Genomic DNA, 19,498 nt, shown 5'->3' on the forward strand with positions numbered 1-19,498 from the left:
GTAGACTCCGCGGCCATTATGATCCGACTTCAGAACCTGACTTTACAGCGTGGTCCGCAACGTCTGCTAGAAGACGCCGAGCTGACCCTGCACGCCGGCCACAAAGCCGGTCTGGTCGGCGCCAATGGCGCCGGTAAATCCACTTTGTTCGCCTTGCTGCTGGGTGAGTTGACGCCTGATTCCGGGGACTGTCTGCTCCCGGCCGACTGGCGGATCGCCCACATGCGGCAAGAAATCGACACCCTCGATCGCATCGCGATTGATTACGTGCTCGATGGCGACCAGCGTTTGCGCCAAGTGCAAAACGATCTGGCCAAAGCCGAGGCCGACGAAGACGGCCCTGCCCAGGCGCGTCTGCACGCCGAACTGGACAGCGCCGACGGCTACACCGCCGATGCCCGCGCGCGCAAAATGCTTGCCGGTCTGGGCTTCACGAACGAGCAAATGGATCGCCCGGTCGCCGACTTTTCCGGCGGCTGGCGCATGCGTCTGAACCTGGCGCAAGCCTTGATGTGCCCCTCCGACCTGTTGTTGCTCGATGAACCGACCAACCACTTGGACCTCGACGCCATCCTGTGGCTCGAAGACTTTCTCAAGAACTATCCCGGCACCTTGCTGCTGATCTCTCACGACCGGGACTTCCTGGATGCCGTGGTGGATAACATCGCGCATGTCGATCAGCGCAAAATCACGCTCTATCGTGGCGGTTACAGCGCCTTTGAGCGTGCCCGTGCCGAGCGTCTGGCGCAGCAACAGCAAGCCTACGAGAAGCAGCAGGCGCAACGTGCGCACATGGAAAGCTACATTGCGCGCTTCAAGGCTCAGGCCACCAAGGCCCGTCAGGCCCAGAGCCGGATCAAAGCCCTTGAGCGCATGGAAGAGCTGAGTGCGGCGCATGTCGACTCACCATTCGACTTTGTGTTTCGTGAAGCCGTGAAGCTGTCCAGCCCGTTGCTGGACTTGTCTGATGCACGCTTGGGGTATGGCGAAAAAACCATCCTTGAGAAGGTCAAGCTGCAACTGGTACCGGGTGCGCGTATCGGTCTGCTCGGCCCTAACGGTGCGGGCAAATCGACCCTGATCAAAAACCTTGCAGGCGAACTGGAGCCACTGTCAGGGCGTTTGGCCCGCGGTGAAAACCTGGTCGTCGGGTATTTTGCCCAGCATCAGCTCGACTCGCTGGACTCCAAGGCCAGCCCGTTGCTGCACATGCAGCGCCTGGCACCGACTGAGCGTGAACAAACCCTGCGTGATTTTCTCGGCGGTTTCGACTTCCGTGGCCCGCGTTGTGATGAGCCGGTACTGAACTTCTCCGGCGGCGAGAAAGCTCGCCTGGCCTTGGCCTTGATCGCCTGGGGCCGCCCCAACCTGTTGCTGCTCGACGAACCGACCAACCACCTTGACCTCGAAATGCGTCTGGCGCTGACCATGGCCTTGCAAGAGTTCAGCGGTGCGGTACTGGTGGTGTCTCACGATCGGCATTTGCTCAAAAGCACCACGGATGAGTTCTTGTTGGTCGCTGATGGCAAAGTGCAGGAATTCGACGGTGACCTCGAAGACTATGCGCGTTGGTTAGCCGATTACCGCCTGCGCAACGCGCCGGCCAGTACCACGCCGATCAACCCGGACAAGACTGACAAAAAGGCTCAGCGTCAGGCCGCCGCCGCGCTGCGTCAGCAGTTGGCGCCCCACAAGCGCGAAGCCGACAAGCTTGAAAGCGAGTTGGGCAAGGTCAACGAGAAGCTGGCCAAAATTGAAGTCAGCCTCGGCGACAGCGCTGTTTACGAAGCCGCCCGCAAGGACGAACTGCGTGAGCTGCTGGCTGAGCAAGCCAAGCTCAAAGTGCTCGAAGGCCAGTTGGAAGAGCGCTGGATGGAAGCCCTCGAAGTGCTTGAAACCTTGCAAGCAGAACTGGAAGCCTTGTCCTGATGGAAGCTCTGCACCTGCCCGTGCCCGCCGAGCTGATCGCGCCGCTGTGGATTGGCGTGCAGATCTTGCTGATTCTGTTGGCGGGTTATTTTTTGCAGCGCGGCATTGCCCGTTTTCTTAACCGTCTGGGTCAGCGTTACCCGCTGCCGCCGCAGTTGTTGATGCCGCTGCGCGGTGGTTTGCGCTGGTTCATCATGGGCAGCGCGGTGATTATCGTGCTGGAGCGCCTCGGGGTGTCAGCCACGGTGCTGTGGACGGCGCTCTCGGGGTTTGTCGCGGTGGCGGCTATCGCCTTCTTCGCGATGTGGAGCGTGCTCTCCAACCTGCTGTGCGCGGTACTGATCTTCACCGTCGGCCCGTTTCGGATCGGCGACGTGGTTGAGTTGCTCGACACGCTGGACAAGCCGGGCGTCAAAGGCCGGGTGGTGGCGATCAATTTGCTCTACACCACACTGATCGAACCCGCAGAAGCGGGCAGTGGCAGCAGCATGGTGCAAGTGCCCAATAGCCTGTTCTTCCAGCGTTCTGTTCGCCGCTGGCGCGAAGGTGACGTTTAAACGCTCCTGCAAGGTGTGGCGCAAAAAAACCAGTGGTTAATTTTCAGCCAGCGCATTAGTTTTAAGGACGTGTTACTGATTTTGTCCGAGAGGTGTGCGATGTCGCTGGAAACATGGTTGGCCTTTTTTGCGGCGTCCTGGGTGATCAGCCTGTCGCCGGGTGCCGGTGCAATTGCGTCGATGTCATGCGGGCTGCAATACGGTTTTTGGCGCGGCTATTGGAACGCCCTCGGCCTGCAACTGGGCCTGGCCTTGCAAATCGCCATCGTTGCCGCCGGGGTAGGCGCCATTCTCGCCGCGTCCTCCACCGCGTTTTACGCCATCAAATGGTTTGGCGTGGCCTACCTGATCTACCTCGCGATCAAACAATGGCGCGCCTTGCCCGCCGACCTCAGCGATGACGCTGCCGTGCGTCCTATTGGCAAACCGCTGGCGCTGGTGTTTCGCGGCTTCCTGGTCAATGTCAGCAATCCCAAGGCGCTGGTGTTTATGCTCGCGGTGTTACCGCAGTTTGTTGACCCGCACGCGCCGCTGTTGTCTCAGTACTTGATCCTCGGCACGACCATGATCTGCGTCGACCTGATTGTGATGGCCGGCTACACCGGGTTGGCGTCCAAGGTGCTGCGTTTGCTGCGCACGCCCAAACAGCAGCGGCGCATGAATCGCACGTTTGCCGGTTTGTTTGTGGGCGCGGCGGGGTTTCTGGCCACGCTGCACCGCGCAACGACGTAAAGACCTTGAGTCATTGGGAAGGGAAGTGAACAATGTGTTACTTCTCATTTCCAGCCGGATTTTTCGATGACCGCCCGCTCGCGTTTTTTGGCATGGCTGATGCTGCCCGTGCTCGCGTTGTGCAGCCTTGCTGTGTCTGCCAACTCCCCGGAAGGTGCCTCACAGGCACTTCACCTCATTGACTACATTGGTGCCGATTACCCGCCTACGGTTGAAGACGGCAAAGTCATCGACGAAACCGAGTATCACGAGCAACTGGAGTTTTTGGCCGTCCTCAAAGGGCTGATCGCCGATTTGCCCGAGCGTGCGCAGCGGGCTGAACTGGTGCAGGGCGTGAACGCGCTGCAAACCGCCATCGAGCAACGCGAAGACGGCGCCGCCGTGGCCCGTGAAGCGCGGCAGTTGGGGGCCAAGTTGGCCGTGGCCTACGAGGTCAGCCAGGCGCCGGTCATCACGCCAGACCCCACGCGTGGCGCGCCGCTGTACGCCCAGCATTGTTCGGTGTGTCACGGCGAAGCCGGAGCTGGCGATGGCCCGGCTGGCGTAGGCATGACCCCGCCACCTGCCAATTTGCGCGACGCAGGGCGCCTCGACCGCTTGAGCCTGTACGCGATCTACAACACGTTGGGGCTGGGCGTTGAAGGCACCGACATGCCGTCCTTTGCCGACCAGCTGGATGAGCGTCAGCGCTGGGACCTGGCCACTTATATCGCGGGCCTGAGCGCTGATCCAAACGCGGCAAAGGCAGACAAAACCTACAACCTGGCTGACCTTGCGCGCCAAACGCCTAATGAAGTGTTGGCCGCCGAAGGCCCGCAAGCCGCTGCCACCTTCCGTGCACAACGCGCGCAACCACCGCAGGTAGTGCGTGGCCCTGCGCAACTGCTCGATTACACCAGCGCCACCCTCGACAAAAGCCTGGCGGCTTACCGCGCGGGGGATCGCGAACAGGCCTACGACTTGTCTGTGGCCGCCTATCTGGAAGGCTTTGAGCTGGTTGAAAGCTCACTGGATAACGTCGACAGCAACGTGCGTAAAAGCACGGAGAAAGCCCTGATGGCCTATCGTCAGTCGTTGCAGGACGGCTTGCCGATTGAGCAGGTCGAGCAGCGTCTGGAGGCAGCCAAAGCGCTGCTCAAGGCGTCGGCAGGCTTGCTGGGCAGCGATGGCCTGAGCTGGTCGTTGAGCTACATTTCGGGTTTGCTTATTTTGTTGCGTGAGGGCCTGGAAGCCATTCTGGTGTTGGCCGCGATCCTGGCCTTTTTGCGCAACACCGGCCAGCAATCGGCCGTGCGCAGTGTGAACGTGGGCTGGGCGCTGGCATTGGTCGCCGGGCTGGCCACGTGGGCGCTGGCGGCTTATGTGATCGACGTCAGCGGCGCACAACGCGAATTGCTGGAAGGTTGCACTGCACTGTTCGCCAGCGTCATGGTGTTGTGGCTAGGCGTGTGGATGCACGACCGCCGACATGCTGCGGCGTGGCAGGACTACATCAAAAGTAGCTTGGTCAGCGGTGGCGGGCGATTTGGCTTTGCGATTCTGGCGTTCTTCTCGGTGTACCGCGAACTGTTTGAAGTGATCCTGTTTTACGAAACCCTGTGGCTGCAAGCGGGGCCGGCCGGTCACAACGCTGTCTTGGCAGGCGGTGCTACAGCGCTGGTGCTGTTGATCGGCCTGGCATGGGTCATTCTTCGCGGTTCGGCCAAATTGCCGCTGGCGATGTTCTTCGGCATTAACGCCGCCTTGTTGTGCGCGCTGTCGGTAGTGTTCGCAGGCCACGGTGTGAAAGCGCTGCAAGAGGCCGGTATTTTCGGCACGCGGCCGGTGCCGTTCTTCGAGTTCGACTGGCTGGGCATTCATGCCGATGCTTATTCCCTCGGAGCACAGGCCGTCGCCCTTTTGGCCATCATCGTGCTGTACAGCCGCAGTAAATGGGCTGAAAAACGTCGGGTGCAGGCTTCGTAGATCACCATGGGTTACGAGCGCTTCGACAGCGACTACGCCGTGGGGATGTACATTCTGTAGTCGCTGGCATAGGCGGCAGTGAGGGCCTAAAGGCCTTGGCTGTTTGATCACAGGGCGAGGCCCTACTTTTTACAGGAGCGCACCATGCGTGTCTGGATCGATGCCGACGCGTGCCCCAAGGCCGCGAAGGATCAAGTCATAAAATTCGCCTTGAAGCGTCAGTTTGAAGTGGTGCTGGTGGCTGGGCAGAGTCAGATCAAACCCACGTATGCGTTGGTCAAGTTGATCGTGGTGCCCAGTGGCCCGGATGCGGCAGATGATTATCTGGTCGAGCACGCGGTGCCCGGCGAGTTGGTGATTTGCAGCGATGTGCCGCTGGCCGACCGGCTGGTGAAGAAGGGCGTGGCCGCGCTGGACCCGCGTGGTAAAGAGTTCGACCCGCAAAACATGGGTGAACGGCTGGCGGTGCGTAACTTGTTTACCGACCTGCGCGAGCAAGGGCAAATGGGCGGCGGGCAGGGCGCGTATGGCGAACGTGAGAAGCAAGCGTTCGCCAATGCGCTGGACCGCATCCTGACGCGTTTGACGCGGGCGTGATCAATCCCCTTCGTGGGTCAGTTCAAGCACGCGGTCGACCATCTTGTTGATCCCCGACGCCGCTTCGCTGATGGAGTGCGCCAACATATAGGCAGGCGTGCTGACCAGCTTGCGGGCTTTGTCTTCGACAATCTCCGACACCTCGCACTCTTGGTGAATGGCGCCCATTTTGGTCACCGCGCCGGCGGTATCGGCATCTTTGCCAATGGTGCAGGTCACGCCAGGGCCGTAGATTTTGGCGGCGATGGCAGGTGAGATGCACATCAGGCCCACCGGCTTGGCCGCCTCGGCAAAGGCTTCAGCCAGAGCCAGCACGTCGGCTTGCACTGTGCATTTGTCGCCTTCGGTGGCGAAGCTTGAAAGGTTTTTTGCCGCACCAAACCCGCCCGGCACGATCAGCGCGTCGAAGTCGTCGACTTTCGCTTCACGGATATCCTTGATGTCGCCACGGGCAATGCGCGCAGACTCAACCAACACGTTACGCGACTCGGGCATCTCTTCGCCGGTCAGGTGGTTGATGACGTGCAGCTGCGCAATGTAGGGCGCGAAACACTGAACCTTGGCGCCACGTTGATCGAGGCGCAGCAGGGTGATAACACTTTCGTGGATTTCGGCCCCGTCGTAGACGCCGCAACCCGACAAAATCACAGCCACTTTTTTCTGGGTCATGTTGGTTCTCCTAGTACGTGGCGCTAATGTCGCCTGATTTGGCACTTGATGCCATAGGGTGTTCATGCAAACCCGGCCTACGCTTGTAGGAACATTGGTCGGGGTGTGCCATGAAGCTGATTTTGTATGCAGTGCCGTTTTTCTTTGTGCTGATCGCGATCGAGCTGCTGGCCGACCGCTGGCGCGGCATGCGCACTTATCGGCTGGCCGACACCATCAGCAGCCTGAGCACCGGCGTGCTGTCGACCACCACCGGTTTGCTGACCAAAGGCGTGGGTCTGGTGACCTATGCCCTGGCGCTCGACCATCTGGCCTTGATCAGGCTGCCCGAAGACAGTGGCTGGGTGTGGCTGTTTGCGTTCGTGCTGTATGACTTTTGCTACTACTGGCACCACCGCCTTGGGCATGAGCGCAATGTGCTGTGGGCGGCGCACTCGGTGCATCACCAAAGCGAGGACTACAACTTGTCCACCGCTCTGCGTCAGACCAGCACCGGTTTTATATTCGGCTGGGTGTTTTACCTGCCGATGGCCGTGCTTGGCGTACCGTTGCTGGTGTTCGTCACCGTGGCGACGCTCAATTTGCTTTATCAATTCTGGGTACACACCCGTCACGTGCCCAAGCTGGGCTGGTTCGAGTGGTGCTTTGTTTCGCCGTCCAATCACCGGGCTCACCATGCGCAGAATGCTCTCTACATGGATCGCAATTACGGCGGGGTGTTCATTTTTTGGGATCGCCTGTTTGGCACCTTCCAGGAAGAAGATGACGCCGAACCGGTCATTTTCGGCGTGACCACGCCGCTGTCGAGCTGGAACCCGCTGTGGGCCAATTGGCAGTTTTATGCCCAACTGTTGGCTGATGCGCGGCGCACTGAGCGCTGGTGGGACAAAGTGCGCATCTGGTTTATGCCCACCGGCTGGCGCCCGGCGGATGTGGCGGGCAAGCACCCGGTGAACAAACCCGATTTGAGTCAATTCAAAAAGTTTGAGGTGGCGCTGCCGCTACCGCAGCAGGTGTATATCGCCCTGCAATTTGCGGTGTATGTGGGGTTGGGCAGTTATCTGCTCAATCTGGGCGAGCATTTAGCGCCCCAGGCATTGCTGTTGGGCTGGGGTTACATGGCGCTAGGTCTGTTTGTGTTGGGGGCCGGGCTTGAGAATCGGCCCTGGGCATTGCGTCTTGAGGGGGTGCGCCTGGCGCTGAACGTGCCGCTGGTGTGGCTGGCCCCGTGGGCGGGGCTGTGGCCGGCCAGCGCGTGGGGCTGGGTCGGCCTGTTCAGTTACAGCGCCTTGAGCGTGATGGGCCTGTACGCGTGCAGAGCCAGGGTTACTCCGCTGGCGGAGTGTTAGCCTCGCCTGCCTTTTGTTTGGCTTCTTCAAGGGCGATTTGTTTGGCCTGGCGCGCATTTTTGAAGCGCCGACGGATCCACAGGCAGACGCCCAGCACCAGCAATGCGCCCAATACCCACAGCTCATACTTTTTGACGCTGCCCAGCAGGCCTTCAAGCACCGCGCCAAAGTGGTAGGCGGCAGTTGCCAGCGCGATGGCCCAGATGGCCGCGCCAATGCCGTTGAGCAGCAAGTAGCGGCCCGGCGGGTAGCCGGACAAACCAATCGCGACAGGCATGACGGTGCGCAGGCCGTAGACGAAGCGAAAGCTCAAGACCCAGATGTCGGGGTGCTTGCGAATGTGCTCCAGTGCCTTGTCGCCCATGAGTTGCCAGCGCGGCTTGCGCGCCAACAGTTTGCGGCCATGCTTGCGCCCCAGGAAGTACCACAGCTGATCGCCGGCATAACTGCCGAGGAACGCCACGATCATCACCAGTTTGAGGTCCATGTATCCGCGGAACGCCAAGAAGCCTGCGAGAACCAGAATGGTCTCACCTTCAAAGAACGTCCCTAGAAACAGGGCGAAGTAGCCGAATTCTTGAAGAAATTGTTGGAGCATTGTCTGGGTGCTGGCGAAATGAACGCGCAGCCTACGCCTTCAAGCGCGTGTATGAAAGTATCGAAATGTGTCTTGCCGTGAACAAATCCTACAATGCATATGGTTTTGACTTACGTCATGAGCGCTGTCATCTGCTGTTCATGAGGCGCCGGTATAAAGGTCGCGCGCGTTCAGGTCTGGGGCAAACGGGATTTTTCAGGCGCTGATCAACACGGCGCTGCGCACGGCTTGGCCGACTAAAGTCGAACCGTCTACACAGTCCGTTACCCAATGGTCGCGGCGACGCGCTACTGGCCTCAGAACAATTTCACGAAATCACCCTCTAAGTAGGCCTCAGCCCGCATAAAGCGCCTTTGAGCGGTTTAATCCCGCAGGCGTTGGTGGCATTCTGGCTGTCAACTTGACTGGCCGCGCCGCTTAACTGTTACGAGAGTCAAACCCGCTCTTATCAGGAACTTTCAATGAATACCGAAGGACAGACAGAACTCGTTGCCACTGAGCCTCAACCGATGGTTGAGCAGGTCTCTGAAACCCCGCCCACGCCCGAGGTGCACGCGCCCGCAGCGGCCGAGCCGCATGCCGCGGCGCATCCGGCGATTGCCATTCCGGGCCTAGATGACAGCAGCCTGTATATCCATCGTGAGTTGTCGCAATTGCAGTTCAACATTCGCGTGCTGGAACAGGCGCTGGATGAGTCCTACCCGTTACTTGAACGCCTGAAATTTCTGCTGATCTTCTCCAGCAACCTCGACGAATTCTTCGAAATTCGCGTCGCGGGTCTAAAGAAACAAATCACCTTCGCCCGTGAACAGGCCGGTGCCGACGGTTTGCAGCCGCATCAGGCGTTGGCGCGCATCAGTGAACTGGTGCATGGCCATGTCGATCGCCAATACGCGATTCTCAACGACATCCTGCTGCCTGAGCTTGAAAAGCATCAGGTGCGCTTCATTCGTCGGCGTCATTGGAATACCAAAATCAAAGCCTGGGTGCGTAAATTCTTCCGCGATGAGATCGCACCGATCATCACCCCGATTGGCCTTGATCCTACGCACCCATTCCCGTTGCTGGTGAACAAGAGCCTCAACTTCATTGTTGAACTCGAAGGCATTGATGCATTCGGCCGTGATTCTGGCCTGGCAATCATCCCCGCCCCGCGTTTGCTGCCGCGTGTAATCAAAGTGCCGGAAGACGTCGGTGGGCCGGGCGATAACTACGTGTTCCTGTCGTCGATGATCCATGCGCATGCCGACGACTTGTTTCAGGGCATGAAGGTCAAGGGTTGCTACCAGTTCCGTCTGACCCGAAACGCCGATCTGGCGGTCGACACTGAAGATGTAGAAGACCTGGCCCGTGCACTGCGCGGCGAATTGTTCTCGCGTCGTTATGGTGACGCGGTGCGTCTGGAAGTGGCCGATACCTGCCCTAAACATCTGTCGGATTACCTGCTCAAGCAGTTCAATCTGCACGAAACCGAGCTGTACACGGTTAACGGCCCGGTGAACCTCACGCGGTTGTTTAGCATCACGGGCCTGGACAGCCATCCCGAGCTGCAATACACACCGTTTACCCCGGCGATTCCGAAGCTGTTGCAGAACAGCGAAAATATTTTCAGTGTGGTCAGCAAACAGGACATCTTGCTGCTGCACCCGTTTGAGTCGTTTACCCCGGTGGTTGATTTGCTGCGTCAGGCCGCCAAAGACCCGCATGTGCTGGCCGTGCGCCAGACGCTGTACCGCAGCGGCGCCAACTCCGAAATCGTTGACGCGCTGGTGGACGCTGCGCGTAACGGCAAGGAAGTGACCGCTGTGGTTGAGTTGCGCGCCCGCTTTGACGAAGAGTCCAACCTGCAACTGGCCAGCCGTCTGCAAGCGGCCGGTGCGGTGGTGATTTACGGGGTGGTGGGCTTTAAGACTCACGCCAAGATGATGCTGATTCTGCGTCGCGAGGCAGGCGAGATCGTGCGTTACGCGCATTTGGGCACGGGTAACTACCACGCGGGTAACGCGCGGTTGTACACCGACTACAGCTTGCTGACCTCCGATGATGCGCTGTGCGAAGACGTCGGCAAGTTGTTCAGCCAGTTGATCGGCATGGGCAAGACGCTGCGCATGAAGAAGCTGCTGCACGCGCCGTTCACGCTGAAGAAGGGCATGCTCGATATGATCGCCCGCGAAACGCAATTCGCGCTGGAGGGCAAACCTGCGCACATCATCGCCAAGTTCAACTCATTGACCGACCCTAAAATCATTCGTGCGTTGTACAAGGCCAGCCAGTCCGGCGTGCGGATCGATTTGATCGTGCGCGGCATGTGCTGCCTGCGTCCGGGGATTGCGGGGGTGTCGCACAACATTCACGTACGCTCGATCATCGGCCGCTTTTTGGAGCACACCCGGGTGTTCTACTTCCTCAACGGCGGGGAAGAGCAGATGTTCCTGTCGAGTGCCGACTGGATGGAGCGCAACCTGGATAAGCGCGTCGAGACGTGCTTCCCGATTGAAGGCAAAAAGCTGATTTTGCGGGTCAAGAAAGAGTTGGAGTGCTACCTGACCGACAACACCCACAGCTGGAGCTTGCAGTCGGACGGGCGTTACATTCGCAACACGCCAACCGGCAATCAAAACCCGCGCAGCGCCCAGGCCACTTTGCTTGAGCGTTTGAGCCTGCCGGTATTGACCGTCAACACCGGCCCATCGGTGTAAGTAACCGCCCGGTGTCGTAGCCGCTGCGCCAGCGGCTACGCAGGCTCAATTCAGGACACCGTCAGTACAATCCCGACCCGTGTCAGCCATTGGGCTTCTTGCTCAAAGTCGGCCTGGGTCAGCGGGTTCTGCTCAAGCCAGCCTTCGGGGAAGATCACTTCAAGGTGATCGCCATCGGCCCGCAGTTTTACCTGCGAGGCTTGCTGGTCGCCACGGATGTGGTGGTACAAAATCGCAAAGCGCAACAACACGCACAGGCGAATCAGCTTGATGCCGTCTTCACCAAAGTCTGCGAACTTGTCTTTGGGAATATTACGGCGGTGGCCGCGTACCAATAGCGCGAGCATTTGCTGGTCTTCACGGGAGAAGCCGGCAAGGTCGGAGTGCTCAATCAGGTAGGCGCCGTGTTTGTGGAAATGATAGTGCGCGATGTCGAGGCCGACTTCGTGCACCTTGGCCGCCCAGCTCAATAATTCACGCCACACGCCGTCTTTCAAATCCCACGCCTTGGCCACTTGGTCGAAGGCGCGTAAGGCTTTGCGCTCAACCCGTGCCGCTTGCTCGCGGTCAACGTGATAGCGGTCCATCAACGAACTGAGGGTGCGCTCGCGCACGTCTTCGTGATGATGGCGGCCCAGCAGGTCGTACAGCACCCCTTCACGCAACGCGCCGTCGCAGTGATCCATGCGTTGCAGTTCCAGAGAATCGAAGATCGCTTCCAGGATGGCCAGCCCGGCCGGGAAGATGGTGCGCCGATCAGGCTTGATGCCTTCAAAGTCGATTTTTTCGACCTCGCCCAGCTTGAACAGTTTGCGCTTGAGCCACGCCAGACCTTCGGCATTGACCTCGCCGTTGCCATGACCGCCCGCCTTGAGGGCCAGGCCAATGGCGCGGATGGTGCCTGACGAGCCGATGGCTTCGTCCCAGCCCAAGCGGTGCAAGGCGTGCTCGATGCTCATGATCTCAAGGCGCGCAGCGGTGTACGCCTGTGCATAACGCGCCGGGGTGATCTTGCCATCGCGAAAATAGCGCTGGGTGTAACTGACGCAGCCCATTTGCAGGCTTTCGCGCAGCAACGGTTCAAAGCGCTGGCCGATGATGAATTCGGTACTGCCACCGCCAATGTCTGCCACCAGGCGCTTGCCCGGCGTGTCAGCGAGGGTGTGGGACACGCCCAGGTAAATGAGGCGTGCTTCTTCACGTCCGGAAATGACTTCTACCGTGTGGCCGAGGATTTCTTCGGCGCGCACGATGAACTCATTGCGGTTACGTGCTTCACGCAGGGCGTTGGTGCCCACAATTCGCACGGCGCCCAAAGGCATACCGTTGATCAGTTGGGCAAAACGTTTCAGGCAATCGAGCCCGCGCTGCATGGATTCTTCGTTGAGTTTGCGATCTTCGTCGATGCCGGCTGCTAACTGCACCTTTTCACCAAGACGCTCCAGGATACGGATTTCACCGTTCTGAGCCTTGGCCACCACCATGTGAAAGCTGTTAGAACCCAGATCAATGGCGGCGATCAGGGACGGATTCTTGGCTTGGGATTGGGGCATGGTTGAGGGGTCTCGGTCGATAACTTCGCCATCGTGCCACGATCAAACGCTCGCGCCAACGCGTGATGTCAGAAGGCTTGATGTGGCTCAAGCAATTTTTCGTAACGTCTGGCTTCATATCATTAAAGGCGTTAACCCATGGACGCGATGTTTAAATTCATCAGCCATACTCTGACTCATGCTTCTTTATAGTCAGACTCAATTAAGCCTCAGCTTCCTGAACGCGTTGATGACGGCTATGATGTGCTACGTTTTTGCTTACAACCACGGAGACTTCCATGAGCAGCGATCTTATTAAACACGTCACCGACGCTAGCTTTGAGGCCGATGTTCTCAAGGCTGAAGGCGCTGTACTGGTCGACTACTGGGCTGAATGGTGTGGCCCTTGCAAAATGATCGCGCCAGTTCTGGACGAGATCGCCGAGACTTACAAAGGCAAGCTGACTGTTGCCAAACTGAACATCGATGAAAACCAGGAAACCCCGGCCAAGCATGGCGTACGTGGTATTCCGACGCTGATGCTGTTCAAGAACGGCAATGTCGAAGCCACCAAGGTCGGTGCGCTGTCGAAGTCGCAATTGGCTGCATTCCTCGACGCTAACATTTAAGTGTCGATAAAAGCCCCGCAAAATGCGGGGCTTTTTCATGGCTCAAGGACTAGACGCTATGAAAAGCAAGTGTTACATTCGGCCCCGCACTGGTTTCTCCACTGCCCCCTGCAAGCCGTCGCCGACGCACTCCTTATCGAATTAGTACGCGATCCTGTCGCCTTCTCTGCGGCGCGGCCTCATTAAGCCAAAAGCTTAATTTCCCCCCTCCATAAATGATTACGTCATTCCTATATGAACCTGACTGAACTCAAGCAAAAGCCGATTACCGAACTGCTCGAATTGGCCGAACAAATGGGCATAGAAAATATGGCCCGTTCGCGCAAGCAGGACGTGATTTTCTCCCTGCTGAAAAAGCACGCGAAAAGCGGCGAGGAAATCTCCGGTGATGGCGTGCTGGAGATCCTCCAGGACGGCTTCGGCTTCCTGCGCTCCGCTGACGCCTCGTATCTTGCCGGCCCGGACGATATTTACGTCTCGCCTAGCCAGATTCGTCGCTTCAACTTGCGCACCGGCGACACCATCGTCGGTAAAATCCGCCCGCCAAAAGAAGGCGAGCGTTACTTCGCACTGCTGAAAGTCGACACGATCAACTACGATCGTCCCGAGAACGCGAAAAACAAGATTCTTTTCGAGAACTTGACCCCGCTGTTCCCGACCGTACGCATGAAGATGGAAATCGGTAACGGTTCCACTGAAGACCTGACCGGTCGTGTGATCGACCTCTGCGCGCCCATCGGTAAAGGTCAGCGTGGTCTGATCGTTGCTCCGCCAAAAGCGGGCAAGACCCTGATGTTGCAGAACATCGCGTCGAACATTTCGCGTAACAACCCTGAAGTTCACTTGATCGTTCTGTTGATCGACGAGCGTCCTGAAGAAGTGACCGAAATGCAGCGCACGGTGCGCGGCGAAGTGGTTGCGTCGACCTTCGACGAGCCGCCAACCCGTCACGTACAAGTGGCCGAAATGGTGATCGAGAAGGCCAAGCGCCTGGTCGAACACAAAAAGGACGTGGTGATCCTGCTTGACTCCATCACCCGTCTGGCCCGCGCTTACAACACCGTGATCCCAAGCTCCGGCAAGGTGTTGACCGGTGGTGTTGATGCCCACGCCCTTGAGAAGCCAAAGCGTTTCTTCGGTGCGGCGCGAAACATCGAAGAAGGCGGCTCGCTGACCATCATCGCTACAGCGCTGGTTGAAACCGGCTCGAAGATGGATGAAGTGATCTACGAAGAGTTCAAAGGCACCGGCAACATGGAACTGCCTCTGGACCGCAAAATCGCTGAAAAGCGCGTCTTCCCTGCGATCAACATCAACCGCTCCGGCACCCGCCGTGAAGAGTTGCTGACCGCGGATGACGAGCTGCAACGCATGTGGATCCTGCGCAAGCTGTTGCACCCGATGGATGAAGTCGCAGCGATCGAGTTCTTGATCGACAAGCTGAAACAGACCAAGACCAACGATGAGTTCTTCCTGTCGATGAAACGCAAGTAACACGGTTTCTCGATCAAAAAATGGCGCCCCGCAAGGGCGCCATTTTTTTTGGATAAAAAAAAGGAAGGTTTGCGCTGAGCGCCGGTCAATAACAGCACTGTACTGGCGGGTGTTGAGCGTGATGAGTTCACTTGTTTATCGCAGGGACATTGATGGCCTGCGCGCAATTGCCGTGATAGCGGTGGTGCTTTTTCACTTCGGGGTGCCCGGTTTCACCGGCGGGTTCGTCGGTGTTGATGTGTTCTTCGTCATTTCCGGTTACCTGATTACCTCGATCATCTGGCGCCAGCGTGAAGCGGGGCGTTTTAGTTTCGTGGATTTTTGGGCTCGCCGAGCGCGACGTATCCTGCCCGCCTTGTTTGTACTGCTGGCGGCAGTGCTTGTGGCTGGCTGGTTTTTGATGGCACCCAAGGACTACGAAGAACTGGGCCGTTCCGTGCGCTACCAGGTGTTGTTCGTGTCCAACCTGCTGTTCATGCGCCAGGACGGTTATTTCGACGCGGCCAGCGACCTGAAACCGTTGCTGCACACCTGGTCACTGGCCGTTGAAGAACAGTTCTACATCGTCTTCCCCCTGGTACTGACGGTGCTGTCGGCTCGCTTTAAGCACTGGCGACTGGCGTTGTTCGGCCTGCTGCTGATTTCGTTTGGCTTGAGCGTCTGGGCCGTTGCCCAACACCCGCAAAAGGCGTTTTTTCTGTTGCCGATGCGGGCGTGGGAGTTGCTGGCTGGCGGGATGCTGGCCATTGCCCCCGTCACCCAAAAACGCCTGACACCTGCGGCGGCGCAAGGCTTCAGCCTCTTGGGGCTGGGGCTTATCCTGATGGCGGTCTTTGGCTACGACAAAAGCACACCGTTCCCCGGTGCCGCGGCATTGCTGCCGGTACTGGGGGTGGTGGTACTGATCTGGGCCAATGAACATCACACCACCTGGGTGGGGCGTTTGTTGAGCACGCGGGTAATGGTCGGTCTCGGGCTGATTTCTTACTCGTGGTACTTGTGGCACTGGCCGGTCTTTGTGTTTGGCAGCTATGCCAGCGTGGGTGAATTTGGCGCGGGCTTGACCAGCGCTCTCATCGCGCTGACGTTGATCCTGGGCTATTTGTCCTGGCGCTTTGTCGAAACGCCCTTTCGTGAGCGTCGACTGTTAGCCGGGCGGCGGCAGATTCTGGCGGCCGCGGGTGTGGGCATCCTGGTATTGGGTTTGGCTGGGCAAGCGCTGCGCTGGAGTGATGGTTTGCCGCAGCGTTTGTCAGAGCAGGCGTTGCACTACGCCAACGCCAGCCACTGGCGGCCCGAATTGATGGCCTGCATCACGGATGACAAAAGCCCTGCAGACACGCCGTTTTGCCGATACGGCACGCCCGATGCCCCTGCGCAGTTACTGGTGTGGGGCGACAGCCACGCCACGGCGCTGATCCCTGCGTTGCAAGACAGTGCCGAGCGCTACGGGGTCAATGTGATGTTGGCCAGCTCGGCGGGTTGTCTGCCCCTTGAAGGGCTGGAGCACGGCGCTCGATGTGCGGCCTACAACCGTCGTGTGGTGCGCACATTGAACACCGAACCGGTGAGCGACGTGATGTTGGTGGCACGCTGGAGCCTTTATCTTTATGGCGATGCCAAAGGTGATCGGGGTCATGCGCTGAAAGCTGCGGATGGCCATTACGACCGTGAGGTGGCCCAGCAGCAGCTGGCGCAAGGCTTGCGCACACGCATTGAACAGCTGCGTCAGGCCGGTCATCGTGTGTGGCTGATGAAAGAGGCGCCGTTGCAGCCGTTCAATCCGCCTTATCGCCTGAGCCGTTTAGCGATGCTGAACAAGCCCACAGAGGGCACCGGTTTCCCACTGGCCGATCACCTCAAACACACGGCCTTTATTAACCGGTTGTTCGCTCAAATTGCTGCCAGCGACCCCGGCGTCAAGGTGCTGGACCCTGCACCACAGCTGTGCGATGCCACCGGTCTATGTCGGGCTGAGCGGGACGGTGACTCGTTGTACACCGACGACAATCACTTGTCTGAAGTGGGTGCCAAGTTAATGCTGCCTGTGGTGGCTGCGCTGTTTGAGGCCGTGACCGAGCCAAACACGCCTGGCCCGCGTGAAGCCAATAGCGCCCGCTAAGCAGCGATAAGCTGCCAGCGGGCGGCATTGCAGGTAGGATGTACGCCTATTTTGAGGGTGCCAACGTCAATGAAATTCAAGGATCTTCGGGATTTCGTGCAGCAGCTAGAGCAGCGCGGAGAGTTGAAACGCATCCAGATTCCCGTCTCTCCAGTGCTGGAGATGACCGAAATCTGCGACCGCACGCTGCGTGCCAAAGGCCCGGCGCTGTTGTTCGAGAACCCGACCGGCCACACGATCCCGGTGCTTGGCAACCTGTTCGGTACGCCTGAGCGCGTGGCGATGGGCATGGGGGCGGAATCGGTCAGTGAATTGCGCGAAATCGGCAAGCTGCTGGCGTTTCTTAAAGAACCTGAGCCGCCTAAGGGTCTGAAAGATGCGTGGTCCAAACTGCCGATCTTCCGCAAGATCATTTCCATGGCCCCGAAAGTTGTCAAAGACGCGGTGTGCCAGGAAGTTGTGATCGAAGGCGATGATGTCGACTTGGCCATGTTGCCCGTACAGCACTGCTGGCCGGGCGACGTGGCGCCGTTGATTACGTGGGGCCTGACCGTCACCAAGGGACCGAACAAGGACCGCCAGAACCTCGGTATTTATCGTCAGCAAGTGATTGGCCGCAACAAAGTCATCATGCGTTGGTTGAGTCACCGGGGTGGCGCACTGGATTACCGCGAGTGGTGTGAAAAACACCCCGGCCAGCCGTTCCCGGTATCGGTGGCCCTGGGGGCAGACCCTGCAACTATTCTCGGTGCAGTGACGCCCGTGCCGGACAGCCTGTCCGAATACGCGTTCGCCGGGTTGCTGCGGGGCAATCGCACCGAGCTGGTGAAATGCCGCGGCAATGACCTGCAAGTGCCCGCCACTGCGGAAATCATCCTTGAAGGCGTGATTCACCCCGGCGAGATGGCCCCTGAAGGCCCTTACGGCGATCACACCGGTTACTACAACGAAGTGGACAGCTTTCCGGTGTTCACCGTTGAACGTATCACCCACCGGGTCAAACCGATTTACCACAGCACGTACACCGGCCGTCCACCGGATGAGCCCGCGATTCTGGGTGTGGCACTCAACGAAGTGTTTGTGCCGATCCTGCAAAAGCAGTTTCCGGAAATCACCGACTTTTACCTGCCGCCTGAAGGCTGCTCGTACCGCATGGCCATTGTGACCATGAAAAAGTCGTATCCGGGCCACGCCAAGCGGGTCATGCTCGGCGTGTGGTCATTTTTGCGTCAGTTCATGTACACCAAGTTCGTGATCGTGACCGATGACGACATCAATGCGCGTGACTGGAATGACGTGATCTGGGCGATCACGACGCGCATGGACCCCAAACGTGACACGGTCATGATCGAAAACACGCCAATCGACTACCTTGATTTCGCCTCGCCGGTATCGGGTCTTGGCTCGAAGATGGGGCTGGATGCGACGAATAAATGGCCGGGTGAAACCACGCGTGAATGGGGTCGAGTCATCGTCAAGGACGAGGCGGTGACACGCCGGGTCGATGACATCTGGAATCAATTAGGAATAGATTGATGCGAGTAACCTTGCAGCCATCAGGCGCGGTGTTGGACACCTTGCCTGGCGAGCCGATTTTGAATGCGGCGCAGCGTTTGGGCTATGAATGCCCGCAAAGCTGTCGCAACGGTAATTGCCATGTGTGTGCCGCCTTGCTGGTTGAAGGCAGCGTGCAGCAGGCGGGCGAGACGCGTGACCGTGGTGAGATTTACACCTGCCTGGCGCAGCCGCAGGAAGACTGCATCGTGTTGTGGGACGGTGTGCTTGCGTTAGGGGAGTTGCCGGTGAAAACCGTGTCGTGCCAGTTGGTTGAGTGCGTAGAAATGGGCGGCGATGTGTGGCGGGTGCGCCTGCGCGCACCGGCTGGCAAAGCGCCGCGTTATTACGCAGGCCAGTACGTGATGCTGGAGCGCGAGAACGGTGAAAAGTCCGCGTTCTCGCTGGCCAGTGCGCCGCACAGCGGGCGTGACCTTGAGCTGCATGTGTTGGTACGCGAAGACAGCGCCCGTAGCCTGATCGAACAATTGCAGCGCAATGGCATGATCCGCGTCGAACTGCCGTTTGGTGATACGCATTTGTCCCAATTACCGGACGGCCCGCTGGTGCTGATTGCTGCCGGTACAGGCATGGCGCAGATGCACAGCCTGATCGAGCATTGCCGTAAGAAAGGTTTCCCGTACCCCGTGCACTTGTACTGGGGTGTGCGTCGTCCAGAAGACTTCTACACCTTGGAAGAATGGGACGCGTGGCAAAAAATCCCCAACCTGTACGTGCACAAAGTCGTGAGTGACTTATGTGGTTGGGAAGGGCGCTGTGGGTTGTTGCACGAAGCAGTGTGCGAAGACATCAGCGACCTGAGCAGCGTGTATGTTTACGCCAGCGGTTCGCCTGCGATGGTTTACGGCACCCTCGATGCTTTGGTGAATGCAGGGATGGACGCTCACCAAATGCGCGCCGATGTATTCGCGTACTGCCCGCGGCCCTGATTCAACGCACTAGACAGGTTGCAACTGAGGAGTAATGCGAGGCTGTGATCAATGACGCAGCCTGCGCAAGGGCCCTGCTCGCAGACAGTGTTCACGATTGCTTCGCAATCGGACGCCGTCTG

At 58.7% G+C, this 19,498-nt stretch carries 15 protein-coding genes; 12 read left to right on the plus strand and 3 right to left on the minus strand.

Features of this window, described 5'->3' with window-relative positions; genetic code table 11:
- The first annotated feature begins 18 nt into the window (after positions 1 to 18).
- The 5 genes from AP059_RS05880 to AP059_RS05900 all read left to right on the plus strand — a co-directional run bounded on the left by AP059_RS05880 (position 19) and on the right by AP059_RS05900 (position 5,780).
- A complete protein-coding gene (locus AP059_RS05880) occupies positions 19 to 1,929 on the plus strand; it encodes an ATP-binding cassette domain-containing protein (RefSeq protein ID WP_048364712.1) in 1,911 nt (636 codons plus the stop codon).
- Complete coding sequence (locus AP059_RS05885; protein ID WP_059762235.1) at positions 1,929 to 2,486, plus strand: mechanosensitive ion channel family protein; 558 nt, start codon at positions 1,929 to 1,931, stop codon at positions 2,484 to 2,486. Before AP059_RS05880 ends, AP059_RS05885 begins: the two co-directional genes overlap by 1 nt.
- A 99-nt stretch (positions 2,487 to 2,585) precedes the next feature.
- Positions 2,586 to 3,218: a LysE family transporter gene (locus AP059_RS05890; protein WP_059762294.1), complete on the plus strand. Its 633-nt coding sequence runs from the start codon at positions 2,586 to 2,588 to the stop codon at positions 3,216 to 3,218.
- Positions 3,219 to 3,284: 66 nt separating this feature from the next.
- Positions 3,285 to 5,183 (plus strand): cytochrome c/FTR1 family iron permease, encoded by a 1,899-nt coding sequence (locus tag AP059_RS05895; protein WP_059762236.1) that lies wholly within the window; start codon positions 3,285 to 3,287, stop codon positions 5,181 to 5,183.
- A gap of 144 nt (positions 5,184 to 5,327) precedes the next feature.
- The gene (locus tag AP059_RS05900; protein ID WP_059762237.1) at positions 5,328 to 5,780 is read left to right on the plus strand and encodes a YaiI/YqxD family protein; all 453 of its coding nucleotides are present in this window, start codon (positions 5,328 to 5,330) and stop codon (positions 5,778 to 5,780) included.
- On the opposite strand, the gene elbB is transcribed toward AP059_RS05900, so the two are convergent.
- Entirely contained in the window at positions 5,781 to 6,449 is a 669-nt protein-coding gene (gene elbB, locus AP059_RS05905; RefSeq protein WP_059762238.1) for an isoprenoid biosynthesis glyoxalase ElbB, read from the minus strand.
- A gap of 110 nt (positions 6,450 to 6,559) precedes the next feature.
- Between elbB and AP059_RS05910 the strand changes: the two genes are divergently transcribed.
- A complete protein-coding gene (locus AP059_RS05910; RefSeq protein ID WP_059762239.1) occupies positions 6,560 to 7,798 on the plus strand; it encodes a sterol desaturase family protein in 1,239 nt (412 codons plus the stop codon).
- On the opposite strand, the gene AP059_RS05915 is transcribed toward AP059_RS05910, so the two are convergent.
- A complete protein-coding gene (locus AP059_RS05915; RefSeq protein ID WP_059762240.1) occupies positions 7,776 to 8,396 on the minus strand; it encodes a DedA family protein in 621 nt (206 codons plus the stop codon). The genes AP059_RS05910 and AP059_RS05915 overlap by 23 nt on opposite strands.
- 461 nt (positions 8,397 to 8,857) lie before the next feature.
- Between AP059_RS05915 and ppk1 the strand changes: the two genes are divergently transcribed.
- Entirely contained in the window at positions 8,858 to 11,095 is a 2,238-nt protein-coding gene (gene ppk1, locus AP059_RS05920) for a polyphosphate kinase 1 (RefSeq protein ID WP_059762241.1), read from the plus strand.
- Positions 11,096 to 11,145: 50 nt separating this feature from the next.
- Here the strand turns inward: ppk1 and ppx are convergent, their stop codons facing one another.
- Positions 11,146 to 12,648, minus strand: a complete 1,503-nt coding sequence (gene ppx, locus AP059_RS05925; RefSeq protein ID WP_059762242.1) for an exopolyphosphatase — start codon at positions 12,646 to 12,648, stop codon at positions 11,146 to 11,148.
- Positions 12,649 to 12,926: 278 nt separating this feature from the next.
- Here ppx and trxA point away from each other — a divergent pair, with 278 nt between their 5' ends.
- The 5 genes from trxA to AP059_RS05950 all read left to right on the plus strand — a co-directional run bounded on the left by trxA (position 12,927) and on the right by AP059_RS05950 (position 19,376).
- Positions 12,927 to 13,256: a thioredoxin TrxA gene (trxA, locus tag AP059_RS05930; protein ID WP_016783018.1), complete on the plus strand. Its 330-nt coding sequence runs from the start codon at positions 12,927 to 12,929 to the stop codon at positions 13,254 to 13,256.
- A gap of 234 nt (positions 13,257 to 13,490) precedes the next feature.
- Complete coding sequence (gene rho, locus AP059_RS05935) at positions 13,491 to 14,750, plus strand: transcription termination factor Rho (RefSeq protein ID WP_047272818.1); 1,260 nt, start codon at positions 13,491 to 13,493, stop codon at positions 14,748 to 14,750.
- A gap of 121 nt (positions 14,751 to 14,871) precedes the next feature.
- Positions 14,872 to 16,872 carry an acyltransferase family protein gene (locus AP059_RS05940; RefSeq protein ID WP_059762243.1) on the plus strand — a complete coding sequence of 667 codons (2,001 nt, stop codon included), beginning with the start codon at positions 14,872 to 14,874 and terminating at the stop codon, positions 16,870 to 16,872.
- A gap of 69 nt (positions 16,873 to 16,941) precedes the next feature.
- A complete protein-coding gene (ubiD, locus tag AP059_RS05945) occupies positions 16,942 to 18,408 on the plus strand; it encodes a 4-hydroxy-3-polyprenylbenzoate decarboxylase (RefSeq protein WP_048364701.1) in 1,467 nt (488 codons plus the stop codon).
- The gene (locus AP059_RS05950; RefSeq protein ID WP_059762244.1) at positions 18,408 to 19,376 is read left to right on the plus strand and encodes a CDP-6-deoxy-delta-3,4-glucoseen reductase; all 969 of its coding nucleotides are present in this window, start codon (positions 18,408 to 18,410) and stop codon (positions 19,374 to 19,376) included. The genes ubiD and AP059_RS05950 overlap by 1 nt, the downstream gene beginning before the upstream one ends.
- Positions 19,377 to 19,498: the final 122 nt, after the last annotated feature.

This window comes from Pseudomonas sp. TAA207 (assembly GCF_001529285.1).
GTDB classification, from domain to species: Bacteria; Pseudomonadota; Gammaproteobacteria; order Pseudomonadales; family Pseudomonadaceae; genus Aquipseudomonas; species Aquipseudomonas weihenstephanensis.